This is a genomic window from Streptomyces sp. NBC_00986, from assembly GCF_045162565.1.
Classification (GTDB): domain Bacteria; phylum Actinomycetota; class Actinomycetes; order Streptomycetales; family Streptomycetaceae; genus Streptomyces.
Genome location: NZ_CP108733.1, coordinates 7,570,185 through 7,591,888, shown reverse-complemented (window position 1 = coordinate 7,591,888; position 21,704 = coordinate 7,570,185). Strand labels below are relative to the sequence as shown.

Below are 21,704 nucleotides of genomic sequence, written 5' to 3'. Positions count from 1 at the left end.
CGGTCCTTTCCTGGCAGAGACACAATTCCTGCTCCCCCATCAACAGAGGTCGGCCGGATTGGTTGCGTGGCTTCACCCGGTTGGATTCATCTGGGCCATTGGAGTGAATCGGAGCAACCATGCGGCCCGGTGCCAGTTGTTCAGGTCGCTCCGGTGGACGGGGTTACTCCAGAAGGGACCACGCAAGTGATCAAGAAGGTTATGGCTGCTGCGGCTGTCGCCGCTTCCGTCGTCGGAGCCTCGGCTGCCGTCGCCGCCCCGGCGATGGCGATCGGTAACGACAACGGCGTCACCACGGCGAACGGCAACGGCGCCGAGCAGGTCTACGGCAACCAGGCCACGTACGGCAACATGAGCCCCCAGATGGCGCTCATCCAGGGCTCGCTGAACAAGCCCTGCATCGGCCTGCCCGCCAAGGCGAACCTGGCCTCGCTGGTCGGCCTCGTGCCGGTCACCGTCGCGCAGGACGTGCCGATCCTCTCCGCGCCGCAGAACCAGCAGTGCACCGAGAACTCGACCCAGGCGAAGGGCGACGAGCCGCTGTCGCACATCCTGGACAACATCCCGGTCCTGTCGGGCAACGGCGCCTCGGGCAGCTGACCTCGCGGACGCGCACAGCGGGCCGCCGATCTCTCGGCGGCCCGTTGGCCTGCCTCGCCGGGACGCGCGGAAGGCGGCCGAGGAGTTCGGGAAGCTGCGCGCGGCCCGTCCGCTGGTCCCCCCGCGGACAGCAGCCCCTGCCGAGCGACCCGCCGCGGATCACCCGCCGCGTCCCCGCGCGAGGAAGCCAACTTGCTTACACGCGAGCCGACTTATTGCTCCATTCAGGGCAAAGGCCGCAACCAAACCGGCCATCGCCCAGTTGATCATCGCGCGGCTCCGCAACGGGAGTCCGTCCTCCGAAAGGGTTTGAACATGAAGAAGCTGTGGGCGACCGCGGCTGTTGCCGCCTCCCTCGCCGGTGCCACCGCCGCTGTCGCCACCCCGGCGATGGCGATCGGCAACGACGACGGCGTCACCACCACCCAGGGCAACGGCGCCGTGCAGAAGTACGGCAACCAGGAGACCAAGGGCGACATGAGCCCCCAGCTCTCCCTCGTCCAGGGCACCCTGAACAAGCCCTGTGTCGGCCTGCCGGTCAAGGCGAACCTCGCCTCGATCGTCGGCGTCGTGCCGGTCACCGTCCTGCAGGACGTGCCGATCCTCTCGGCCCCGCAGAACCAGCAGTGCACCGAGAACTCGACCCAGGCGAAGGGCGACGAGCCGCTGTCGCACATCCTGGACAACATCCCGGTCCTGTCGGGCAACGGCGCCGTGGGCAGCTGACGTCAGCACCACGCACCACAAGAGCGGGCCGCCGAGCACTTCGGCGGCCCGCTTTTCGTGTTACGGCCGTTTCGACTTCGCATACAGGGCCTCGATGTCCTCCGCGTAGGCCGCCGTCACCACATGCCGTTTGAGTTTCAGGGACGGGGTGAGCAGGCCGTTGTCCTCGGTGAACTCGCCCTCGATCAGGGCGAAGGCGCGGATGGACTCGGCGCGGGAGACGGCTTCGTTGGCGTGGTCGACGGCCTTCTGGACATCGGCGCGCAGGCGCGGGTCCTCGACGAGGTCGGCGAGCGGGGTGTCCGCGGGGAGTTTGCGGACCGCGAGCCAGTGGGCGAGGGCCTCGGGGTCGAGAGTGATCAGGGCGGCGACGAAGGGGCGGTTGTCGCCGACGACCAGGCACTGGCCGACCGGGGCGCGGCTGCGCAGGCGGTCCTCCAGGACGGCCGGGGAGACGTTCTTGCCGCCGTTGGTGACGAGGATGTCCTTCTTGCGGCCGGTGATGGTGAGATAGCCGTCCTCGTCGAGGGCGCCGAGGTCCCCGGTCGCGAACCAGTCGTCCCGCAGTACGGCGTCGGTGGCCGCCGGGTCGTTCCAGTACGCGCCGAAGACCACCCCGCCCTTGATGAGCACCTCGCCGTCGTCGGCGATGCGGATCGTGGTGCCGGGCACCGGGAGGCCGACCGTGCCGGGGCGGGGCCGCAGGGGCGGGACGACGGTGGCGGCGGCGGTCGTCTCGGTGAGGCCGTAGCCCTCGTAGACGATGATTCCGGCGGCGGAGAAGAAGAGGTTGAGGTCGCGGTCGAGCGGGGAGCCGCCGCTGATCGCGTAGCGCAGACGGCCGCCGAGTTCCTTGCGGATACGGCGGTAGACCAGCAGGTCGTAGAGGGCCCACGCGGCGTAGAGGGCGGGGGTGGGGCCCTTGCCGGTGCCGAGGAACTTGTTCAGGTAGGCCTCGCCGAAGCGGACCGCGATGCGGTCGGCGCGGTCGAAGGAGGCGGCGCGGCCCATCTTCTCGGCGGTCGCGCGGCCGGCGTCGTGGATCTTCTCGAAGAGGTACGGCACGCCGACGAGGAACGTGGGCCTGAACTCCCGTAGTGCCGGGCGGAGTTCGTCGGGCTTGATGCTCGGGCAGTGGCCGATCTCGATGCGGGCCATCAGGCAGGCGATCTGGAGGGTGCGGCCCATGATGTGCGCGAGCGGGAGGAACAGAAGCGTCGAGGCGACCTGGCCGGTGACCTCCGTGAAGAGGGGGTGCAGCAGCTCGACCATGTTGGCGGCCTCGGCGTGCAGGTTGGCGTGGGTGAGGACGCAGCCCTTGGGGCGGCCGGTGGTGCCGGAGGTGTAGCAGATCGTCGCGATCGTGTCCGGGGTGAGGGAGGCGCGGCGCTTGGTGATCTCGTCGTCGGGCAACTCCTCGCCCAGGGTTACGAGTTCGGCCATGGCGCCCGCGTCCAGCTGCCAGACGCGCGGGGGTTGGGGGTGGCGGGCCGTGCCGGTGGTGACCGTGGCTGTGTTCTCGGCGGTCTCCGTGACGACGAAGCGGGTGCCCGAGTCCCTGACGATCCACTCCACTTGGTCCGCCGACGAGGTGGCGTAGATCGGTACCGTCTGGCCGCCGGCCGCCCAGATCGCGAAGTCGAGGACCGTCCACTCGTAGCGGGTGCGGGACATGACGGCGACCCGGCCGCCCGGTTCGAGGCCTGCGGCGATCAACCCCTTTGCGGTGGCGGTGACTTCGCGGGCGAAGGCGGTCGCGGTGACGGGGTGCCAGGTGCCGGCCTGTTCGCGGCGGAGGACCACGGTGTCGGGGGCCTCCGCCGCGTTGGTGAACGGGAGGTCGGCGGTGCTGCCGGTCGTCGGGCGCGGGGCGAGGGGCAGCGTGGCCGCCTCCCGTACGACGCCCCGCTCGTCCCGGGTGAGTTGGACCCGGGTGCGGGCCGCCAGGTCGGTGCGTTGCCGCGCCCGCTTCAGGTCCTTGCGTACGCCCATGACGACTCCCGGTCGACGGTGACTGGGACGTCAACCTACTCGCAAGTAGGGGAAGGTCAATGGGGTCTGTGCGGTTCCGGTGGGTTCAGTTCATTCGGCGTGCCTCGTCGATCGCTTCGGCGAGTTGTCGTACGTCCGCGTCTTCCGTTTTCTTCGCCAACGTGTGGGCTCGGGAGGCGAGTTCGGCGAGGCCGGGGTTGCCGGGCAGGGTGCCCGCGCTGTCCTCGGGTGAGCGGAGGGTGTCGGCGAAGTAGGCGGCCACGGCGGTGACTTGGAAGGTGTTCGGGGCGCTGGTCAGGGAGTGGTGCAGGGCGTCGGTCTCCAGTTGGCCCGAATCCTCGTGCGGAGCGCGGGTGTCGGGGTCGAGCCAGCGGACGCTCGCGGTGGCGAGGTGGCCGTCGGCGCCGGGCCTGGTGCGGACGGCGTAGAGGGCGGTGACCGTGTGGCCGGGGCCGATCTCGCCGCCGTCCACGTTGTCGTTGCGGAAGTCGTCGTCGGCGACCTTGCGGTCCTCATAGCCGATGAGGCGGAACTGGGCGACCGTCTCGGGGTCGAAGGCGACCTGGGCCTTGGCGTCGCGGGCGGTGAGGTCGATGTTCTGCGGGAGTTGGTCGACGAAGACCTTGCGGGCGTCGGCGTCGTCCGAGACGTACGCGGTGTGGCCGTCGCCCTTGTCGGCGAGTTTCTCCATCAGGGCGTCGCCGTAGTCGCTGCCCACACCGACGCCGAAGAGGGTGATGCCGTGGTCGCGGCGTTCGTGCGCGATGCGGTCGAGGATCGAATCGGCGCTGGTGTCACCGGTGTTGGCGAGGCCGTCGGAGATGAGGACGACGCGGTTGGTGGCGCCCTTGCGCAGGCCCTCGGTGGCGGTGGCGTAGCCGGTCTCGACGCCCGCGCCGAGGTTGGTCGAGGACTGGGTCTCCAACTCGTCGATGGCTTCGTGGACTTGGCCGCGGTGGCCGTCGAGGCGGGTCATCGGGAGGACGGTCTCGGCCTCGTCGCTGAAGGTCACGAGTGCGACCGAGTCGTCGTCGCGGAGGCGGTCCGTCATCTCGTCGAGGGACTTCTTGGCGAGGTCCAGGCGGCCCGTCTCGCTCATCGAGCCGGAGACGTCGATCACGAACGTCAGGGCGGCGGGCGGGCGTTCGTCGGTGGAGTCGGCGGTGCGGGTGGCGAGGCCCACGCGGACGAGGGACCAGTTGGAGCTGTCGGTGCGGGCGCCGTCGACGGTGACCGTGAAGCCGTTGCCGTCGGGGCGGTCGTAGTCCTGGCGGAAGCTGTTGACGAACTCCTCGGGGCGGATCGTCGACGGGTCGGGGCGCTGGCCGTCGGCGAGGACGCGGCGGGCGTAGCCGTAGGAGGCGGTGTCGACGTCGAGGGCGAAGGTGGAGAGGTAGTCGGGGGATGGGGCGATCTTGTCGGCGGGGGTGCCGGTCTGTTCGCCGTCCTGTTCGCTGCTGTTGTCACCACCGGTGGCGACGGGCGGGGCCGGGGCCGGGAAACCGGTGCGGTTCGCCGCGTTCGAGTTGCCGGAGTTGCTGCCGCCCGCGCCGCAGCCGGTGAGGAGCAGGCCGCTCGCGGCGGTGAGGGCGAGCAGGGCCGTGCGCAGTCGCCGGGGGCGGTGGTGCGCGTGCTCCTGCCTCGGTCGTGTTCGGTGGGTCTGGTGGGTCTTCATCTCCCGTGCCCCCTCGGTCCGTTGACGTCGGCTTCTTGCGACTGTGACGGCGGAGGGGGCGGGAATGTGCGTTACGGGGAGTTGCGGAAGCGTCTCGAAGGGGTCGCGATCATGGCCCGTCGAGACCGGTGGGAGATCCTCCGGTGACCTAGGACACGATGTCCTTGCGGGCGAAACCCCGGAAGGCCAGGGCGAACAGCACGATGGCGTACGTAACGGAGACCGCCGTGCCCTGGATCATGCCGGACCACTCGGGATGGGGCTGTACGGCGTCCGCCCACGCGAACTGCCAGTGCGCGGGCAGGAAGTCGCGCCAGTGGCCGAGGGCCGTGACGGCGTCCAGGACGTTGCCGACGATGGTCAGGCCGACCGCGCCGCCGACCGCGCCGAGGGGTGCGTCGGTCTTGGTCGAGAGCCAGAACGCGAGCCCGGCGGTGACCAGTTGGGACACGAAGATGAACGCCACGACCACCAGCAGGCGTTCGGCCGCCGTGCCCGCGCCGATCGCGCCGCCGGTGGGCAGCTCCAGGGGGCCCCAGCCGTAGGCGGCGGTGCCGACTGCGAGTGCGACCAGCGGGAGCAGGATCATCGCGGCGAGGCTGAGGCTCAGGCCGACGACCAGCTTGGACCACAGGAGGCGGGCCCTCGGCACGGGTGCCGCGAGCAGATAGCGCAGGGAGGACCAGCTGGCCTCCGAGGCGACCGTGTCCCCGCAGAACAGGGCGACCGGGACGACCAGGAGGAAGCCCGCCGACACGAACAGGTTCACCGCGGCGAAGTTGGCGCCGGACGAGGTGGCCGTGTCCATCAGCGTCAGCTGGGAGCCGCGGTCGCCCGGGGTGCCGCCGATCGCGAAGGCGGCGACCAGGATGAAGGGCAGCGCGGCGAGGATGCCGCCCATGACCAGCGTGCGGCGCCGCTTCAACTGCCGGACCAGCTCCACCCGTAGGGGCAGGGTGCGGCCGGCCCGGTAGCCGGAGGCCACCTCGACGGGCTCGGCGAGCGTGCTCATGCGGAACCTCCGATCAGGGTGAGGAAGGCGTCTTCGAGCCGGCGGTGGGGGCCGACGGAGGAGACGGGGACTTCCAGTCGTACGAGTTCTACGAGGAGACGGGCTGCGGTGCCCGAACCTCGGGCGGGAAGTGGGGACACCGTGCCCTCGGCGGCGGTACCGGCCGGGGTGACTGCCCCACCCGCTGTGGCTGCGGCAGCCGCGCCGGCGGCCGTACTCGCCCCGTTCGTCGGGGAGTTGGCGGACACCAGCTCATCACCCGGTGTCGACTCTTCACCCGGCACCGGTTCGTCACCCGGCGCCAGCCGCAGCAGCAGGCCGCCCTCCGCGCGTGCCACCGACTCCACGTCCGGGAGGGCCGCGATCTTTTCCACCAAGGGATCGGGGATGTCCGCCGCGAGGCCGACCAGGAGCGTGTCTCCGGAGCCGATGATCTCGGCGACCGGGCCCGCCTGGACGAGGCGGCCGCGGTCCATGACCACCAGGTGGGTGCAGGACTGCTCGACCTCCGCGAGGAGGTGGCTGGAGACGATGACCGTACGGCCGGCTTCCGCGTAGCGGATCATCACCTCGCGCATCTCGCGGATCTGGGGCGGGTCGAGGCCGTTGGTCGGTTCGTCGAGGATGAGGAGGTCGGGGAGGCCGAGCATGGCCTGGGCGATGGCGAGGCGCTGACGCATGCCCTGGGAGTAGGTGCGGACCGCGCGGGCGAGCGCGTCGCCGAGGCCCGCGATCTCCAGGGCCTCCTCCAAGTGGGCGTCCTCCTGCGGACGTCCGGTCGCCTGCCAGTACAGCTCCAGGTTCTCGCGGCCGGAGAGGTGCGGGAGGAAGCCCGCGCCCTCGACGAACGCGCCCACGCGGGACAACACCGGTGCGCCCGGGCGGATCGCGTGCCCGAAGACCCTGATCTCGCCGGCGTCCGGCTTGATCAGGCCCATCAGCATGCGCAGGGTGGTCGTCTTGCCCGCGCCGTTCGGACCCAGGAGGCCGAGCACCTGGCCCTTCTCGACGCGGAAGGACAGGTCCCGTACCGCGTACCGGTCCGCCGACTTCGCGTACCGCTTGCTCAAGTCGGTGATCTGGAGCGGGACTTCGGACAGTTCGGGTGCGGGGGGTGCCGTCGCGGTGCGTCGGCGGCCGGTCAGGAGCAGGGCCAGGGCGATCGCCGCGCCCGCGAGCGGGAGCCACCACACCCAGGACGGCAGGGTCGCCGCCGCGGTCGTGACGCCGGGGGCCGTCGGCACCTTGAGGTCGCTCTTCAGGGTGACGGTGTACGTCGCCGGGGCCGCCGGGGAGGCGTAGCCGAGGTCCGTCGAGGCGAGGACCAGGCGCAGGTGGTGGCCGCTCTGGACGTCGTAGTCGATGGCCGGGAGGGTGATCGTGACGTCCTTGCCGGACTTGGTGCCGTCGACCCTGAGGGGGGTCACCAGCTGGGAGGGGAGCACCTGTTGGGTGCCGCCGGGGCCCACGTCGTAGACCTTGCCGAAGAGGACGGTGTCGTCGCTGGTCGACTTGACGTGGACGGTGACCGTGGGCGAACCGGTGATGCGGAGGCCGGTGGTGAGGGGGGCCGAGTCGAACGCGGCGTACTGGCCGGGGAAGTCGAGGGAGACCCCGATGCCCAGGGAGGACAGTTGCGAGAGGCCGCCGGTGCTGCCGAGGCCTGGCAGGGCCGAGATGGCTGGCGGGCTGGCGCCGGCCGGGTTGGTGAAGGACTGCTCGCGGCGGCCGGTCAGGTCGATCGTGCGCGGGTCGCTCTCCAGGCCGGGGTACGCGCTGCCGCTCGCGCCGCGCAGCAGGGCCGCGCCGTCCGTGGAGTCGACGCCTCCGGTGCGGGTGACGCGGAACGCGGGGCCGGTGTCGGTGTTCTTGTCGTCCTTCAGGTACCGGTCGAACCAGGACGTCACGCGTGCCTGGACGCGGCTCGTCTCCATGTCTCCGCCGTCATGGCCGCCGGCGATCCAGTCGACGTCCACGGGGGCGCCGTTCGCGCGGATCGCCTTCTCGGCGGCGTCGGCCTGGCCGAGCGGGAAGAGGGAGTCCGTCTGGCCCTGGAGCAGGAGTGTCGGCACGTTGATGTGCGTGGCCACGGCGGACGGTGAACGGGCTTCGAGGAGTGCGCGGGCCTGGGCGTCCGGTGTGCCGGACTCGGCGACGCGGTCGTACATCTGGCACAGCGCGGGCTCGAACTTGGCGCAGCCGCCACCGGAGTTGATGAAGATGCCGGCCCAGAGCTTCTTGAAGACGCCGTTCGGGAACAGGGCGTCCGCGAGGTTCCAGTACGTGATCGCCGGGGCGATCGCGTCGACCCTGTCGTCGTAGCCGGCGGCCAGGAGGGAGATCGCGCCTCCGTAGGAACCGCCTGCCATGCCCACGCGCGGGTCGCCCGGTTTGTCGAGCTGGACGTCCGGTTGTCTCGCCAGCCAGTCGATCAGCTTCGATACGTCCTTGACCTCGCCGGACGGGTCGTTCAGGCCGATCTTGCCGGTGGACTTGCCGAAGCCGCGGGCGGACCAGGTCAGTACCGCGTAGCCGTCCCTGGCCAGGTCTTGGGCTTCTTTTCGTACGTCGGTCTTGCTGCCGCCGAAGCCGTGGGCAAGGAGTACTGCTGGGCGGCGGGTTGATCCGCCTGTCGTGAAGTACGAGGTGTCCAGCTTTACGCCGTCGATCGCCATGGTCCGGTCTGTCTGGTGGACCGGGGGTGCGGTGTCCGAGGCTGCGGCCGTCCAGGTGCCGGCGGCGGCGAGCACGACGACGGCTGCGGTGGCTGCCAGCCAGCGCCGGGGGTGTCGTAGTCGTCGTAGGCCTTGCAGCCCGGGCAGTCGAAGATCCATGCGTTCAACGGTACGGGGCGTCTCTGACAGTTGGGGCAGACCCTGGGGTGAACCGGGGATGGCTGTGTACCGCGCTTGGTGTACGGCCTCGGGGGTGGGGGCTTCTGTGGATTGCCGGGTGCGGGCTCGTCGTGGCTGGTCGCGCAGTTCCCCGCGCCCCTAGAGGACTTGCCCCTTCGGGGCTTCGTCCTCCTCAGGGAGGGAGATCAGCCAGCGGGTTTCTCTGCGCGGGCGCAAGTACAGGGCCCAGTAGAGAGTTGCTGCCGTGACTATGCCGCCTGTCCACAGCAAGTAGGTCGTTTCCTGCTGGGTGAGGATGTAGGCCAGGACCGCGATCAGCAGGATCGGCATTGCGGGCCATAGCGGCATGCGCCACGCGTGCGTGTGGCGGTGTGAACCTCGTCGGGAGAGTAGGGCGGCTACCGCGACCAGGAGGTACATGCCGGTTACCGAGACGCCTGTCACGCCGTACAGGGTGTCCAGGTTGACGAAGCAGAGGATCGCGCCGGGGATGCCCACGGCGAGCGTGGCCACCCAAGGGGAGCCGAAGCGGCCGAGTTTCGAGAAGACCGTGTTGACCGGGTCAGGCCAGGCCTTGTCGCGGGCCGAGGCGAAGAGGACCCGGGAGTTCTGGATGACCATGACGATGCCGGCGTTGATGATCGCTAGGGCTACGCAGAGGCTGACGAAGGTGCCCACCGCGGAGTTGGACCACGCCGTCACCATGGTGCTGATGTCTCCGCCGGTCAGGGTCGAGAGGTCGCTCGCGCCCATCGTGATCGCCACCACCGGGACCAGGATGATCACCGTCGAGATCGCGAGGGTGGCGAGGACCGTGCGGGCCACGTTGCGGCGCGGGTTCTCCAGTTCTTCGGAGAGGTAGACCGCCGTCGAGAAGCCTTGCGTGACGAACAGGGCTATCGCCAGGCCGGATACCACCAGCATCGCCGTCACCGTGTCCGTGTGGCCGCCCGTGCCCGCTACCTGCATCGAGGTCAGGCTGCCGAGGCCGCGCTGACTGTGCGTGAAGCCGAGGAGCGCTACGACTCCCGCCGCTATGACCTCCAGGACCAGGAAGATGCCCGTGATCCACGCGTTGGCGCGCAGGTCCAACAGGCCTGCCAGCGTGGCCAGGAGCATCACGCCAGCGCCGGTCATGGACGGGTTCAGGTGGGCTGTCGGGGCCAAGTAGTCCGCCGTGCCCATCGCTATCACCGGCGGGACGATCATCACGACCAGGAGCGAGAGGACGAAGACCAGCCAGCCTGCCAGGCGGCCCGCCAGTGTCGACACCATCGCGTACTCGCCGCCTGCGCTGGGGATGAGGGTGCCCAGTTCCGAGTAGCAGAACGCCACGGCGATGCAGAGGACCGAGCCGATCGCGATCGTGAGGGCGGTCGCGGTGCCGAGCGAGCCGAACAGGTCGGGGACGACCACGAAGAGCGTGGACGCCGGTGTCACACAGGAGAGCGTGAGGAGCGTGCCGCCGACGATGCCGATGGAACGCTTCAGCTGCTGCGGGCGCTGACTCTGGGAGCTGTCCGACGTCGCCTCGGAAACGGCGGCCTCGGCAGTGGGGAGGGTGTCGGTCACGCGCTGATGGAACATTGACGGAAACCATCACGTCAATGGGTGTTCACCTACGGAATCCGTTGATCCAGAGCGGCTGGAGTGGCTAATTCGACACTCGGACGCAGTGCCGGTCCCGGTTCGGGTCGGTACGGGAACCGCAGCCGTCGTAGGCGAAAAAATGGGGCCGTCCGCGATACGGACGGCCCCACTCGGTGCTGCTCGGTGTTGATCAGTGGTTGCGCGGGAAGCCCAGGTCCACGCCCGACGGGCCGTCGGCCGGGTCCGGCCAGCGGGTCGTGACGACCTTGCCTCGGGTGTAGAAGTGGGTGCCGTCGTTGCCGTAGATGTGGTGGTCCCCGAAGAGGGAGTCCTTCCAGCCGCCGAACGAGTGGTAGCCCACCGGGACCGGGATCGGGACGTTGACGCCGACCATGCCGGCCTCGATCTCCAGCTGGAAGCGACGGGCGGCGCCGCCGTCGCGGGTGAAGATCGCGGTGCCGTTGCCGAAGGGGGAGCTGTTGATCAGCGCCACGCCCTCGTCGTACGTGTCGACGCGCAGGACGCAGAGGACCGGGCCGAAGATCTCGTCCTGGTACGCCTTCGCCGTCGTCGGCACCTTGTCGAGCAGGGAGATGCCGATCCAGTGGCCGTCCTCGAAGCCCTCGACCGTGTAGCCGGTGCCGTCGAGGACGACCTCGGCGCCCTCGGCCGCCGCGCCGGTGACGTAGGACGCCACCTTGTCGCGGTGGACGGCCGTGATGAGCGGACCCATCTCGGAGGTCGGGTCGTTGCCGGGGCCGATCTTGATCTTCTCGGCGCGCTCGCGGATCTTCTCGACCAGCTCGTCGCCGATCGAACCGACCGCGACGACGGCCGAGATGGCCATGCAGCGCTCGCCGGCCGAGCCGTAGGCCGCGCTCACGGCCGCGTCCGCCGCCGCGTCGAGGTCGGCGTCCGGGAGGACCAGCATGTGGTTCTTGGCGCCGCCCAGGGCCTGGACGCGCTTGTGGTTCGCGGCGGCCGTGGTGTGGATGTAGCGGGCGATCGGCGTCGAGCCGACGAACGACACCGCCTTCACGTCCGGGTGCTCCAGGAGGCGGTCCACGGCCACCTTGTCGCCGTTGACGACGTTGAAGACGCCGTCCGGGAGGCCTGCCTCCGCGAGCAGTTCGGCGATCTTCAGGGACGCCGACGGGTCCTTCTCGGACGGCTTGAGGACGAAGGTGTTGCCGGTCGCGATGGCGATCGGGAACATCCACATCGGCACCATGGCCGGGAAGTTGAACGGCGTGATGCCCGCGACCACGCCCAGCGGCTGGCGGATCGAGGAGACGTCCACGCGGCTGGCGACCTCCGTCGACAGCTCACCCTTCAGCTGCACGGTGATCCCGCACGCCAGATCGACGATCTCCAGGCCGCGCGCGACCTCGCCCAGCGCGTCGCTGTGCACCTTGCCGTGCTCGGCGGTGATCAGCTCGGCGATCGCGTCCCGGTTGGCGTCCAGCAGCGCGCGGAACTTGAACAGGATCGTGGTGCGCTTGGCGAGCGACGAGGTGCCCCAGGTCGCGTACGCGTCCTTGGCGGCGGCGACGGCCGCGTCGACCTCGTCGACGGTCGCGAAGGCGACCTTGGTGGTGACCGCGCCGGTCGCCGGGTCGGTGACCGGCCCGTAGTTGCCCGAGGCGCCTTCGACGGTCTTGCCGCCGATCCAGTGGTTGACGATCTTCGTCATGCCCAGTTGCTCCTTCACAGATGGCGGCGTCGGGTGGAGACGTGCCGTTCGTACAGCTCACGCGCCTTGACCGCGGACGATCGGGTCGCGGTCGCGGCCACAGGTACATCCCACCAGGCCTGCGCGGGAGGCGCGCCCGACACTGTGTCTGCGGTTTCGGTCTCCACGTAGACACATGTGGGAGTGTCGGCCGCCCGCGCCACGGCGAGTGCCTCGCGCAGGTCGCTGACGGTCTTCGCGCGCAGCACGCGCATGCCGAGGCTGGCCGCGTTGGCGGCGAGGTCGACGGGCAGCGGGGCGCCGGTGTAGGTGCCGTCGTCCGCCTGGTGGCGGTAGGCCGTACCGAAGCGCTCACCGCCCACCGACTCCGACAGGCCGCCTATCGACGCGTACCCGTGGTTCTGTATCAGCAGGACCTTGATCGCGATGCCCTCTTGTACGGCGGTCACGATCTCCGTCGGCATCATCAGATACGTGCCGTCGCCGACCAGCGCCCACACCGGCCGGTCCGGGGCGGCCAGCTTCACGCCGATCGCGGCCGGGATCTCGTAGCCCATGCAGGAGTAGCCGTACTCCAGGTGGTACTGGTCGAACGACCGCGTCCGCCACAGCTTGTGCAGATCGCCGGGGAGCGAACCGGCCGCGTTGATCAGGATGTCGGACTCGTCGACGATCTCGTCCAGCGCTCCCAGGACTTGGGGCTGTGTGGGGCGTACGTCGGGTTCCTCGGCCTCGTAGCAGGCATCGACGCGTTGTTCCCAACGCTCTTTGTCCTCGCGGTACTCGGCGATGTACGACGGGGAGACCCGGTACGCGTCCTGGCCCAACTCCCCCGCCAGCGCGGCCAGTCCGCTCCGCGCGTCCGCGATCAGCGGCTGTCCGGCGAGCTTGTGGCCGTCGTAGGCGCCGATGTTGAGGTTGAGGAAGCGGACGCCGGGGCGTTCGAAAAGGGTGTGGGAGCCGGTGGTGAAGTCGGTGTAGCGGGTGCCGATGCCGATCACCAGGTCGGCCAGGCGGGCGAGTTCGTCGGCGGTCGCGGTACCGGTGTGGCCGATGCCGCCGACGTCCTGGGGGTGGTCGTGGTTCAGGGAGCCCTTGCCGGCCTGGGTGGAGGCGACCGGGATGCCGGTGGCCGACGCGAACTCCGCGAGGACCTCTTCGGCGCGGCTGTGGTGGACTCCGCCGCCCGCGATGATGAGCGGCCTCTTGGCCGCGCGAACTGCCCTTGCCGCTTCGACGAGTTCGGCCGGGTCGGCGGCCGGTCGCCTTACGTGCCAGGTGCGTTCGGCGAAGAACTCGTCCGGCCAGTCGTAGGCCTCGGCCTGAACGTCCTGCGGGAGAGCGAGAGTTACGGCTCCGGTCTCGACCGGGTCGGCCAGTACCCGCATGGCGTTCAGGGCGGCGGGGACGAGCGCTTCCGGCCGGGAGATGCGGTCGAAGTACTTCGACACCGGGCGCAGACAGTCGTTGACCGACACGTCGCCCGCGTACGGGACTTCGAGCTGCTGGAGCACCGGGTCGGCGACGCGGGTGGCGAAGGTGTCGCCGGGGAGGAGCAGGACCGGGAGGTGGTTGACGGTGGCGAGGGCGGCGCCGGTGACGAGGTTGGTGGCGCCGGGGCCGATGGACGTCGTAACGGCGTGTGCGGACAGGCGATTCGACTGACGCGCGTAGCCGACTGCCGCGTGGACCATGGACTGTTCGTTGCGGCCCTGGTGGAACGGCATGGCGGGGAGCGTCTGTTCATCGGGCGCCGTGGCGTACTCGATGAGGGCCTGGCCGAGGCCGGCCACGTTGCCGTGGCCGAAGATGCCCCAGGTCGCGTCGATCAACCTCCGCCGTACGCCGTCGCGTTCGGTGTACTGGACGGACAGGAACCGTACGAGTGCCTGTGCGACCGTCAGCCTCGTCGTCGAGGTCATCGGTAACCACCTGTGCTTTCAACGTGGTCCGGGTGGAAGCAGATCCGCCACTCCCTCGTTCCACCCGGCCCCGCCATGACGTTCAGGTAGTACATGTCGTGACCCGGCTGGGCGATCGACGGGCCGTGCCAGCCATCGGGCACGAGCACGGCGTCGCCGGAGCGGACCTCCGCGAGGACGTCGGATCCGCCCTCACGGGAGGGGAATACGCGCTGATAGCCGAACCCGTTCGGGCCGTCGATCTCGAAGTAGTAGATCTCCTCCAACTCGGCTTCCTCGCCCGCCCGTTGTTCGTCGTGCTTGTGGGGCGGGTACGAGGACCAGTTGCCGCCGGGAGTGATCACCTCGACGGCGATCAGCTTGTCGCAGGTGAAGGCGTCGGCCGAGGCGAAGTTGCGGACGCGGCGCAGGCAGGTGCCGTCGCCGCGTCGTTCCACCGGAACCTCCGGCGCGGGGCCGTAGCGAGCGGGGAGTCGTCGCTCGCACTTCGCTCCTGCCAGGGCGAAGCGGCCTCCCGCGCCGGAGGCGATCTTGACCTGGGCGTCACGGGGCACGTACGCGAAGTCGGTGACTCCGGCGAACACGCTTTCCCTGCCCAGGAGTTGGAACTCTTCGTCCGCAATTCGCACGGTACATCCACCGCTGAGCGGAAGCACGATCCACTCGCTGTCACCGGTGGTGAAGTGGTGTGTCCCGCCCGGTTCCAGCTCGACGACCCGCAGACTGCTGTGGGTCCAGCCGGCCCGCTTGGGGTCGATGTCCACGGCGTACTGCGCGTTGGCGGCCGAGCCCTTGGGGACGTACAGCTCGGGGACGTACGGCTCGGCGGTCGTCATAACGCGCCCCTCACAGCAGTCCTACGGCAGTGTCCACGGCGGCTGCGACGTCTCCGTCCGCCGGGTAGAGCAGCGAGCGGCCGACCACCAGGCCGCGCACGGTGGGGAGTTGGAGGGCGCCGCGCCACTTCTCGTAGGCGCCGTCCTGGTCGTCGCCGACCTCGCCGCCGAGGAGGACGGCGGGGAGGGTGGACGTCTCCATGACCTGAGCCATGTCGTCCGGGTTCTCGGTGACGGGGAGCTTGAGCCAGGTGTAGGCCGAAGTGCCGCCCAGGCCCGAGGAGATGGCGATGGACTTGATGACGGCCTCGGCGCTCAGGTCGTTCTTCAGCTTGCCCTCGTCGGTGCGGCGGCTGATGAACGGCTCGACGAACAGCGGGAGTCGACGCGCGGCCATGTCGTCGATGGCGCGGGCGGTGGACTCCAGGGTGGTGAGGGAGCCCGGGTCGTCGTAGTCGATGCGCAGGAGCAGCTTGCCCGCGTCGAAGTTGAGGCGCTCGATGTCCTCGGCGCGGTGGCCGGTGAAGCGGTCGTCGAGTTCGAAGCTCGCGCCTTGCAGCCCACCGCGGTTCATCGAGCCCATGACGACCTTGCCGTCGAGGGCGCCGAGGAGGAGCAGGTCGTCGAGGATGTCGGCGGTCGCGAGGACGCCGTCGACGCCGGGCCGGGAGAGCGCGAGGCAGAGGCGTTCGAGCAGTTCGGCGCGGTTGGCCATGGCGAACTTGTGGTCGCCGACGCCGAGCGCGCCGCGGGCCGGGTGGTCGGCGGCGACGATCATCAGCCGGCCCGCGTCGTTGAGCAGCGGGCGCCGGACACGGCGTGCGGCGGCCTCGGCGATCGCCTCGGGGTGCCGGGCGCGGACGCGGACGAGTTCGGAGATGTCGACGCGGGGGCCGGGGCCGCCCTCGTGACCGGAGGGGCGTGAGGGATCGGTGGGGCTCGACGGGCCGGTGAGACCGTCGCCGCCCTCGTGTTCGTGCTCGTGCTCGGCGCCCGCCACGCGGCCGGCCCTCACAGGACCGCTCCGGCGGCGATCGCGCCCTCGACCTCGGCGACGGTGGGCATCGCGGAGGAGCACTCCAGGCGGGAGGCGACGATCGCGCCGGCCGCGTTCGCGTGCCGCATGATCTTCTCCAGGTCCCAGCCGGACAGCAGGCCGTGGCAGAGCGAGCCGCCGAAGGCGTCACCGGCGCCGAGCCCGTTGAGGACGGTCACGGGCAGCGGGGGCACCTCGGCGGTCGTGCCGTCGCGGTGCACGGCCAGGACGCCCTTGGGGCCCTGCTTGACGACGGCGAGTTCGACACCGGCGTCCAGCAGCGCGCGGGCGGCGGCGTGCGGTTCGCGTACGCCGGTGGCGACCTCCACCTCGTCGAGGTTGCCGACGGCGACGGTGGTGTGGCGCAGGGCCTCTTCGTAGAAGGGGCGGGCCGCGCTCGGGTCGGACCAGAACATGGGCCGCCAGTCGAGGTCGAAGACCGTCGTACCGGACTTGGCGCGATGGGCGAGGGCCGCGAGCGTGGCCGTACGGCTGGGCTCCTCGCTCAGGCCGGTGCCGGTGATCCAGAAGATGCCGGCCTCGTGGATCGCGTCCAGATCCAGGTCGTGGGCGTCGATCTCCAGGTCCGGGGCCTTGGGCTGCCGGTAGAAGTACAGCGGGAAGTCGTCCGGCGGGAAGATCTCGCAGAACGTGACCGGGGTCGGGTAGTCCGCGACGGGCGTGACCCAGCGGTCGTCGACGCGGAAGTCGCGCAGCGCCTCGTGCAGGTAGGTGCCGAAGGGGTCGTCGCCGGTGCGCGAGACCAGGGCGACCTCGCGGCCCAGCCGGGCGGCGGCGACCGCGACGTTCGCCGCCGAGCCGCCGAGGAACTTCCCGAAGGTCGTCACCTGGGGCAGCGGCACGCCCGTCTGCAGCGGATAGAGGTCCACCCCTAGCCGCCCCATGGTGATCAGGTCGTACGCCATCGACTTCCCTTCGCGCCCGCGCGAGCGGTCCCCCTGAGGACCGGATGCGGAGCGGCTTCGTTTCGGCTCTCCACGGTTTGTAGTCCCGGTGGCCGAGCCCTGTCAATGTTTTGTCCAGACATTCGGACGAGAGATGGGCGGGTTGAGGGTAAGGGCTTGCACTGTGAGTGCCATGACAGCGTTTGTCGGGTGCGGGTCCATCGTGGTTGCTCGCGCCCACGCGGCGGAGCCGCACATCGATACAGCCCCGCGCCCCTACGGGCGCCGTAGTCAACGCGCCGCGCCCTTGCGCCCGCGTGCGCCTTTGCGTCACCTGTGTCACAAAAGCCCCCCTCGTGTCACACATATCGCGTGTACGCGGGTTTTGCGTCACACCCGGTCGACAGGCGCTTCCCGTCCCTCACTGTGTGTCGTTCACCCGGCACAGGCTTGTGATCGCCAGCGCAGCGCACGGCTCCCCCGACGGCCGCCCCCGGCCGCCGCCGCGGCGCGCGCAGGGAGGTGCACTCATGACCGACCGACGGCTCTGGTCGTACAAGGAAATCGCGGCCCACATCCGCGTCCAGCCCGACACCGTCCGCTCGTACCGCAAGCACGGCCTGCTGCCCCCGCCCGACCACGTGGAGAGCGGCAAGCCGTACTGGTACGCGGACACGGTCCGGGCGTGGGTGGCCTCCCGGCCCGGCAACCGGGGTCGCAGAGACGACTGAACCGAGCGGGTACGCCGACGCGGTACCGGGCGCCCGGTACCGCGTCCGTCCCTCCGGTCGCGTCCGCGGGCGGTCAATTCGGTTGCCGGTACGACCGGGCGCGGCCGAGGATCCCCGGATGAACCTCTCCGCCAAACCCGTCCTCACCGGCGAGAAGACCGTCCTCCGTCCCTTCACCGCGTCGGACGCCGATCCGATGTGGCGGTTGATCCAGGACCCGGAGGTCGTCCGCTTCACCTTCGGGCCGTCGACCGAGCTCACCTTGGAGCGGCTGCGTTCCGTCTACGGTGCCCGGGCCACCCAGTCCGACCGCCTCGACCTCGCCGTCACGGACCCCGCCACCGGTGAACTTCTGGGCGAGGTCGTCCTGTTCGAATGGGATCCCGCCGCCCGCAGCTGCACCTTCCGCACCCTCATCGGGCCCCGTGGCCGCGGCCGGGGCATCGGCACGGAGGCGACCCGCCTGATCCTCGGCTACGGCTTCGAGCAACTGGGCCTGCACCGCGTCCAGTTGGAGGTCTACGGCCACAATCACCGGGCCCGGCGGGTGTACGAGAAGGTCGGGTTCGTGGTCGAAGGCGTGCGGCGCGAGGCTCAGTTGCGGGACGGTGAGTGGGTCGACGAGGTGGTCATGGTCGTACTGGATCGCGGGTGGAGCGTGCATCGCGGGTATCCCGAGCCCGCCCTCAACTCCACGGCTCGATGACCGTCACCCCCGCCCCCGGTGCCGTGCCCATCGCGGCGAGGGCGGCCGGTGTCTCGTCCAGGGTGATGGTGGCAGTGGCGAGGAGGTCGGGGCGGAGTACTCCCGAGCGGACCAGCTCCAGCATGGGCGGGTAGGTGTGGGCCGCCATGCCGTGGCTGCCGAGGAGTTCGAGTTCCAGGGCGATCGCGCGGGCCATGGGGACGGGGGTCGTGCCCGACGGGGAGGGCAGGAGGCCGACCTGGATGTGGCGGCCCCGGCGGCGCAGGCCGTTCACCGAGGCGGCGCAGGTCGCCGGGGAGCCCAGGGCGTCCAGCGACAAGTGGGCGCCACCGCCTGTCAGTTCGCGTACCACCTGTGCCGTGTCCGGGGTGCTCGCGCTGTCCACGCACTCCGCCGCCCCGAACTTCCTTGCCAGCGCGAGTGCTTGGGGGGAGATGTCCACCGCGATGACCTTGGCGCCCGCAGCCGCCGCGATCATCACCGCCGACAGACCGACTCCCCCGCAGCCGTGCACCACCACCCACTCCCCCGGCGCGACCCTGCCCCGCTGCACCACCGCGCGGAACGCCGTCGCGAACCGGCAGCCCAGTGAGGCCGCCGTCGCGAAGGTCATCTCGTCCGGCATCGCCACCAGGTTCACGTCGGCGTGGTCCAGGGCGACGTACTGGGCGAAGGAACCCCAGTGGGTGAAGCCTGGCTGGGTCTGGCGTTCGCACACCTGCTGGTCGCCGGCGGCGCAGGCGGGGCAGGTTCCGCAGGCGCACACGAACGGGACGGTGACTCGGTCGCCGGGGTGCCAGTTCGTCACCCGGGTGCCTACCGTTTCGACCACGCCGGCGAGTTCGTGGCCCGGTACGTGCGGCAGGGTGATGTCCGGGTCGTGGCCCTGCCAGCCGTGCCAGTCGCTGCGGCAGAGGCCGGTGGCTTCTACCCGGACGACTACTCCGTGGTCCGCGGGGTGGGGGGTGGGTACGTCACGTACTTCGGCGGGTTCACCGTATTGCTCGAACACCACCGCTTTCATTGGGGCTCCCATCGCCGTTGTTTTCTGCGGGTACGTCGTGGCTGGTCGCGCCGTTCCCCGCGCCCCTGAAGGGGCGCTCCTCCTCAGCCTCTCTCAGACCGAACCGGTCGTGGAAGCGTCGCAGCGGGCCCGGTGCCCACCAAGTCGCCCTGCCCGTCAGTTTCATCACCGCCGGGACCAGCAGGCTGCGGACGATCATCGCGTCCATCAGTACCGCGAGGGCGATGCCCAGGCCCAGCATCTTGGTGTTGGTGACCCGGGAGGTGCCGATCGCGATCATCACCACCGCGAGGATGACGGCGGCAGCGGTAATCAGGCCGCCCGTGCGCTGGAGGCCGTGGCGGACCGCCTCGTTGTGGTCGCCCGTGCGGTCGTACTCCTCCTTGATGCGGGAGAGCAGGAACACGCCGTAGTCCATGGAGAGTCCGAAGGCCACGCAGAACATCAGGACCGGCAGGGTGGTCTCTATGGAGCCGGTGCTGGTGAAGCCGAGGAGGCCGGAGAGGTGGCCGTCCTGGAAGACCCAGACCACCGCGCCGAACATCGCCGTGAGGCTGAGCGCGTTGAGCAGGACCGCCTGGATCGGGATCAGGACGCTGCCGGTCAGGAGGAAGACCAGGAGCAGGGTGACGACGGCGATGAGGGCGGCCGCCCAGGGCAGGCGGGTGGCTATCGCGTGCTTGGAGTCGACCAGGACGGCCGCCGTGCCGGTCACCTTGGTCGTGAAGGGGGCGTCCGTGGCGCGCAGGTCGCCGACCAGGCGCTGGGCCGCGGCGTCGACCGCCTCGCCCTTGGGCAGCACCGTGAAGTACGCCGAGTCGCCCTTCACAAGGGGGCCGTCCACCCCGGCCACCTCGGGGAGTTGAGCGATCTGGGACTTGAACGCGGTGTACTCCGCCTGTGTCGCCTTCCCCTCGGCGAGCACTTCGAGACCGCCGCCGGGGTTGCCCGGGAAGCCGTCGCGGATGTGCTGCTGCACGACGTGCGACTCGGCGCCCGAGGGCAGTTGGCGGTCGTCCGCGGTGCCGAACTTGACGCCCAGGAAGGGCAGTCCGAGGAGGACCAGCACGGCTGCGGTGGCAAGGGCGAAGAAGGGGGCCCTGCGCATCACCAGGCCCGCTGTGCGGGCCCAGCCCGTGCCCTCCTCGCCGGAGACCTTCGCCGGTCGGCCTCGGCGGAACAGGCCCCGTAGATCGAGGGAGTTGACCCGGTGGCCGAGCAGCAGGAGGGCCGCCGGGAGGAGGATCAGGGCGGCCGCCGCGGCCAGGAGCACCACGGCGATGCCCGCGTAGGCGAAGGAGCGCAGGAAGTACATCGGGAAGACGAGCATCGCCGCCAGGGAGACCGCGACCGTGAGGGCGGAGAAGAGCACCGTGCGGCCGGCCGTGCGCAGGGTGGTGGCGATGGCCGTCAACGGGTCGGCGCCGGTGGCCAGTTCCTCGCGGAAGCGGCGGACGATGAACAGGGCGTAGTCGATGGCCAGTCCGAGGCCCAGGGCCGTCGTCAGGTTCATCGCGAAGACCGAGACGTCCGTGAACTCCGTGAGGCCGCGCAGCACCGCGTTCGTCCCGAGGATCGCGACGATGCCGATGCCCAGGGGCAGCAGGGCCGCGATCGCGGAGCCGAAGACCATCACCAGCAGGAGCAGGGTCACCGGCAGGGCGATCATCTCGGCGCGGGCCAGGTCCTCCTTGATGATCGTCTGCATCTCGTGGCGGACCGCGACGATGCCGCCGACCTTCACCTTTACCGGGCCGTGCGTGCCCCGGAGGGTGGGGGCGATGCGGTCCAGGGTGTCGTTCGTCGCCTTCTCGTCGCCCGTGAGATGGGCGGCGATGAGCGCCTCGTGACCGTCCTTCGCGCGCAGGGCGGGGGACTTGGTCCGCCAGTACGAACCGACACCTGTGACGCCCTGCTCGCTCTCCAGCCGTGCGGTGAGGCGGTCGGCCTCGGCGATGACCGCCGGGTCGTCCACCGAGGCGCTGCCCGAGTCGACGAGCAGCAGGAGGTTGGGCTGCGAGGCCGGGAACTCCCGCTCCAGGGCCTTGGTCGCGTACGTCGACTGGGCGGTCGGGTCCTCCCAGCCGCCGCTGCCCAGCCGGTCGGCGACTCCGCTGCCGGCGACCACGGCGAGCGCGGTGAGCACCAGGGCCACGAGCAGCGACAACCGGGGGCGGGCGGTCACGAAACGCGTCCATCCCCCGAGCCGCGGTGGGCTGTTGACTTCGGTCATCGTGCGGTGCTCCCCTTCACCTTGACCCGGCCTCCGCGCAGAGCGGTGGCATAGGTCGGCACTGCAATAGAATGGGAAACACGAGACACCGCTCGCGTTTCGCCGGAGCACCAGAATGCGAGCGACCACTCGCGTTTGTCAACGCCGTTCGGAGAGCTGGGGATAACT

The 21,704-nt window shown here is 70.2% G+C and carries 16 protein-coding genes; 4 read left to right on the top strand and 12 right to left on the bottom strand.

Features of this window, described 5'->3' with window-relative positions; genetic code table 11:
• Window positions 1-186: 186 nt before the first annotated feature.
• Window positions 187-600, top strand: a complete 414-nt coding sequence (locus OG504_RS33945; RefSeq protein ID WP_033284531.1) for a rodlin — start codon at window positions 187-189, stop codon at window positions 598-600.
• A 315-nt stretch (window positions 601-915) separates the two neighbouring features.
• Complete coding sequence (locus tag OG504_RS33940; protein WP_200711930.1) at window positions 916-1,326, top strand: rodlin; 411 nt, start codon at window positions 916-918, stop codon at window positions 1,324-1,326.
• A 60-nt stretch (window positions 1,327-1,386) separates the two neighbouring features.
• On the opposite strand, the gene OG504_RS33935 is transcribed toward OG504_RS33940, so the two are convergent.
• The 10 genes from OG504_RS33935 to iolC form a co-directional block, all read right to left on the bottom strand.
• The gene (locus OG504_RS33935) at window positions 1,387-3,318 is read right to left on the bottom strand and encodes an AMP-dependent synthetase/ligase (RefSeq protein ID WP_405993210.1); all 1,932 of its coding nucleotides are present in this window, start codon (window positions 3,316-3,318) and stop codon (window positions 1,387-1,389) included.
• 85 nt (window positions 3,319-3,403) lie between these two features.
• Window positions 3,404-4,993, bottom strand: coding sequence for a von Willebrand factor type A domain-containing protein (locus OG504_RS33930; protein WP_405993209.1), 1,590 nt, complete (start codon window positions 4,991-4,993; stop codon window positions 3,404-3,406).
• Between the two features lie 148 nt (window positions 4,994-5,141).
• Window positions 5,142-6,005 carry an ABC transporter permease gene (locus OG504_RS33925; protein WP_405993208.1) on the bottom strand — a complete coding sequence of 288 codons (864 nt, stop codon included), beginning with the start codon at window positions 6,003-6,005 and terminating at the stop codon, window positions 5,142-5,144.
• Entirely contained in the window at window positions 6,002-8,839 is a 2,838-nt protein-coding gene (locus tag OG504_RS33920) for a CocE/NonD family hydrolase (protein ID WP_405993207.1), read from the bottom strand. The genes OG504_RS33925 and OG504_RS33920 overlap by 4 nt, the downstream gene beginning before the upstream one ends.
• A 159-nt stretch (window positions 8,840-8,998) precedes the next feature.
• Window positions 8,999-10,432, bottom strand: coding sequence for an APC family permease (locus OG504_RS33915; RefSeq protein ID WP_405993206.1), 1,434 nt, complete (start codon window positions 10,430-10,432; stop codon window positions 8,999-9,001).
• A 208-nt stretch (window positions 10,433-10,640) separates the two neighbouring features.
• Entirely contained in the window at window positions 10,641-12,143 is a 1,503-nt protein-coding gene (mmsA, locus tag OG504_RS33910; RefSeq protein WP_329250120.1) for a CoA-acylating methylmalonate-semialdehyde dehydrogenase, read from the bottom strand.
• A 14-nt stretch (window positions 12,144-12,157) separates the two neighbouring features.
• The gene (iolD, locus tag OG504_RS33905; RefSeq protein WP_405993205.1) at window positions 12,158-14,065 is read right to left on the bottom strand and encodes a 3D-(3,5/4)-trihydroxycyclohexane-1,2-dione acylhydrolase (decyclizing); all 1,908 of its coding nucleotides are present in this window, start codon (window positions 14,063-14,065) and stop codon (window positions 12,158-12,160) included.
• A complete protein-coding gene (gene iolB / locus OG504_RS33900) occupies window positions 14,062-14,901 on the bottom strand; it encodes a 5-deoxy-glucuronate isomerase (RefSeq protein WP_405993204.1) in 840 nt (279 codons plus the stop codon). The genes iolD and iolB overlap by 4 nt, the downstream gene beginning before the upstream one ends.
• A 10-nt stretch (window positions 14,902-14,911) precedes the next feature.
• On the bottom strand, window positions 14,912-15,916 hold the full coding sequence (locus OG504_RS33895; protein WP_405993203.1) for a deoxyribose-phosphate aldolase: 1,005 nt from the start codon (window positions 15,914-15,916) through the stop codon (window positions 14,912-14,914).
• Window positions 15,913-16,863, bottom strand: a complete 951-nt coding sequence (gene iolC / locus OG504_RS33890) for a 5-dehydro-2-deoxygluconokinase (RefSeq protein ID WP_405993202.1) — start codon at window positions 16,861-16,863, stop codon at window positions 15,913-15,915. Before iolC ends, OG504_RS33895 begins: the two co-directional genes overlap by 4 nt.
• A 509-nt stretch (window positions 16,864-17,372) precedes the next feature.
• Between iolC and OG504_RS33885 the strand changes: the two genes are divergently transcribed.
• On the top strand, window positions 17,373-17,573 hold the full coding sequence (locus tag OG504_RS33885) for an AlpA family transcriptional regulator (protein ID WP_019065707.1): 201 nt from the start codon (window positions 17,373-17,375) through the stop codon (window positions 17,571-17,573).
• Between the two features lie 118 nt (window positions 17,574-17,691).
• Window positions 17,692-18,279 (top strand): GNAT family N-acetyltransferase, encoded by a 588-nt coding sequence (locus tag OG504_RS33880; protein WP_405993201.1) that lies wholly within the window; start codon window positions 17,692-17,694, stop codon window positions 18,277-18,279.
• On the opposite strand, the gene OG504_RS33875 is transcribed toward OG504_RS33880, so the two are convergent.
• Both OG504_RS33875 and OG504_RS33870 read right to left on the bottom strand, forming a co-directional pair.
• Window positions 18,260-19,303, bottom strand: a complete 1,044-nt coding sequence (locus tag OG504_RS33875; RefSeq protein WP_405993200.1) for a zinc-dependent alcohol dehydrogenase family protein — start codon at window positions 19,301-19,303, stop codon at window positions 18,260-18,262. The two genes, OG504_RS33880 and OG504_RS33875, sit on opposite strands and share 20 nt — an antisense overlap.
• Window positions 19,272-21,536 carry an MMPL family transporter gene (locus OG504_RS33870; protein ID WP_405993199.1) on the bottom strand — a complete coding sequence of 755 codons (2,265 nt, stop codon included), beginning with the start codon at window positions 21,534-21,536 and terminating at the stop codon, window positions 19,272-19,274. Before OG504_RS33870 ends, OG504_RS33875 begins: the two co-directional genes overlap by 32 nt.
• Window positions 21,537-21,704: the final 168 nt, after the last annotated feature.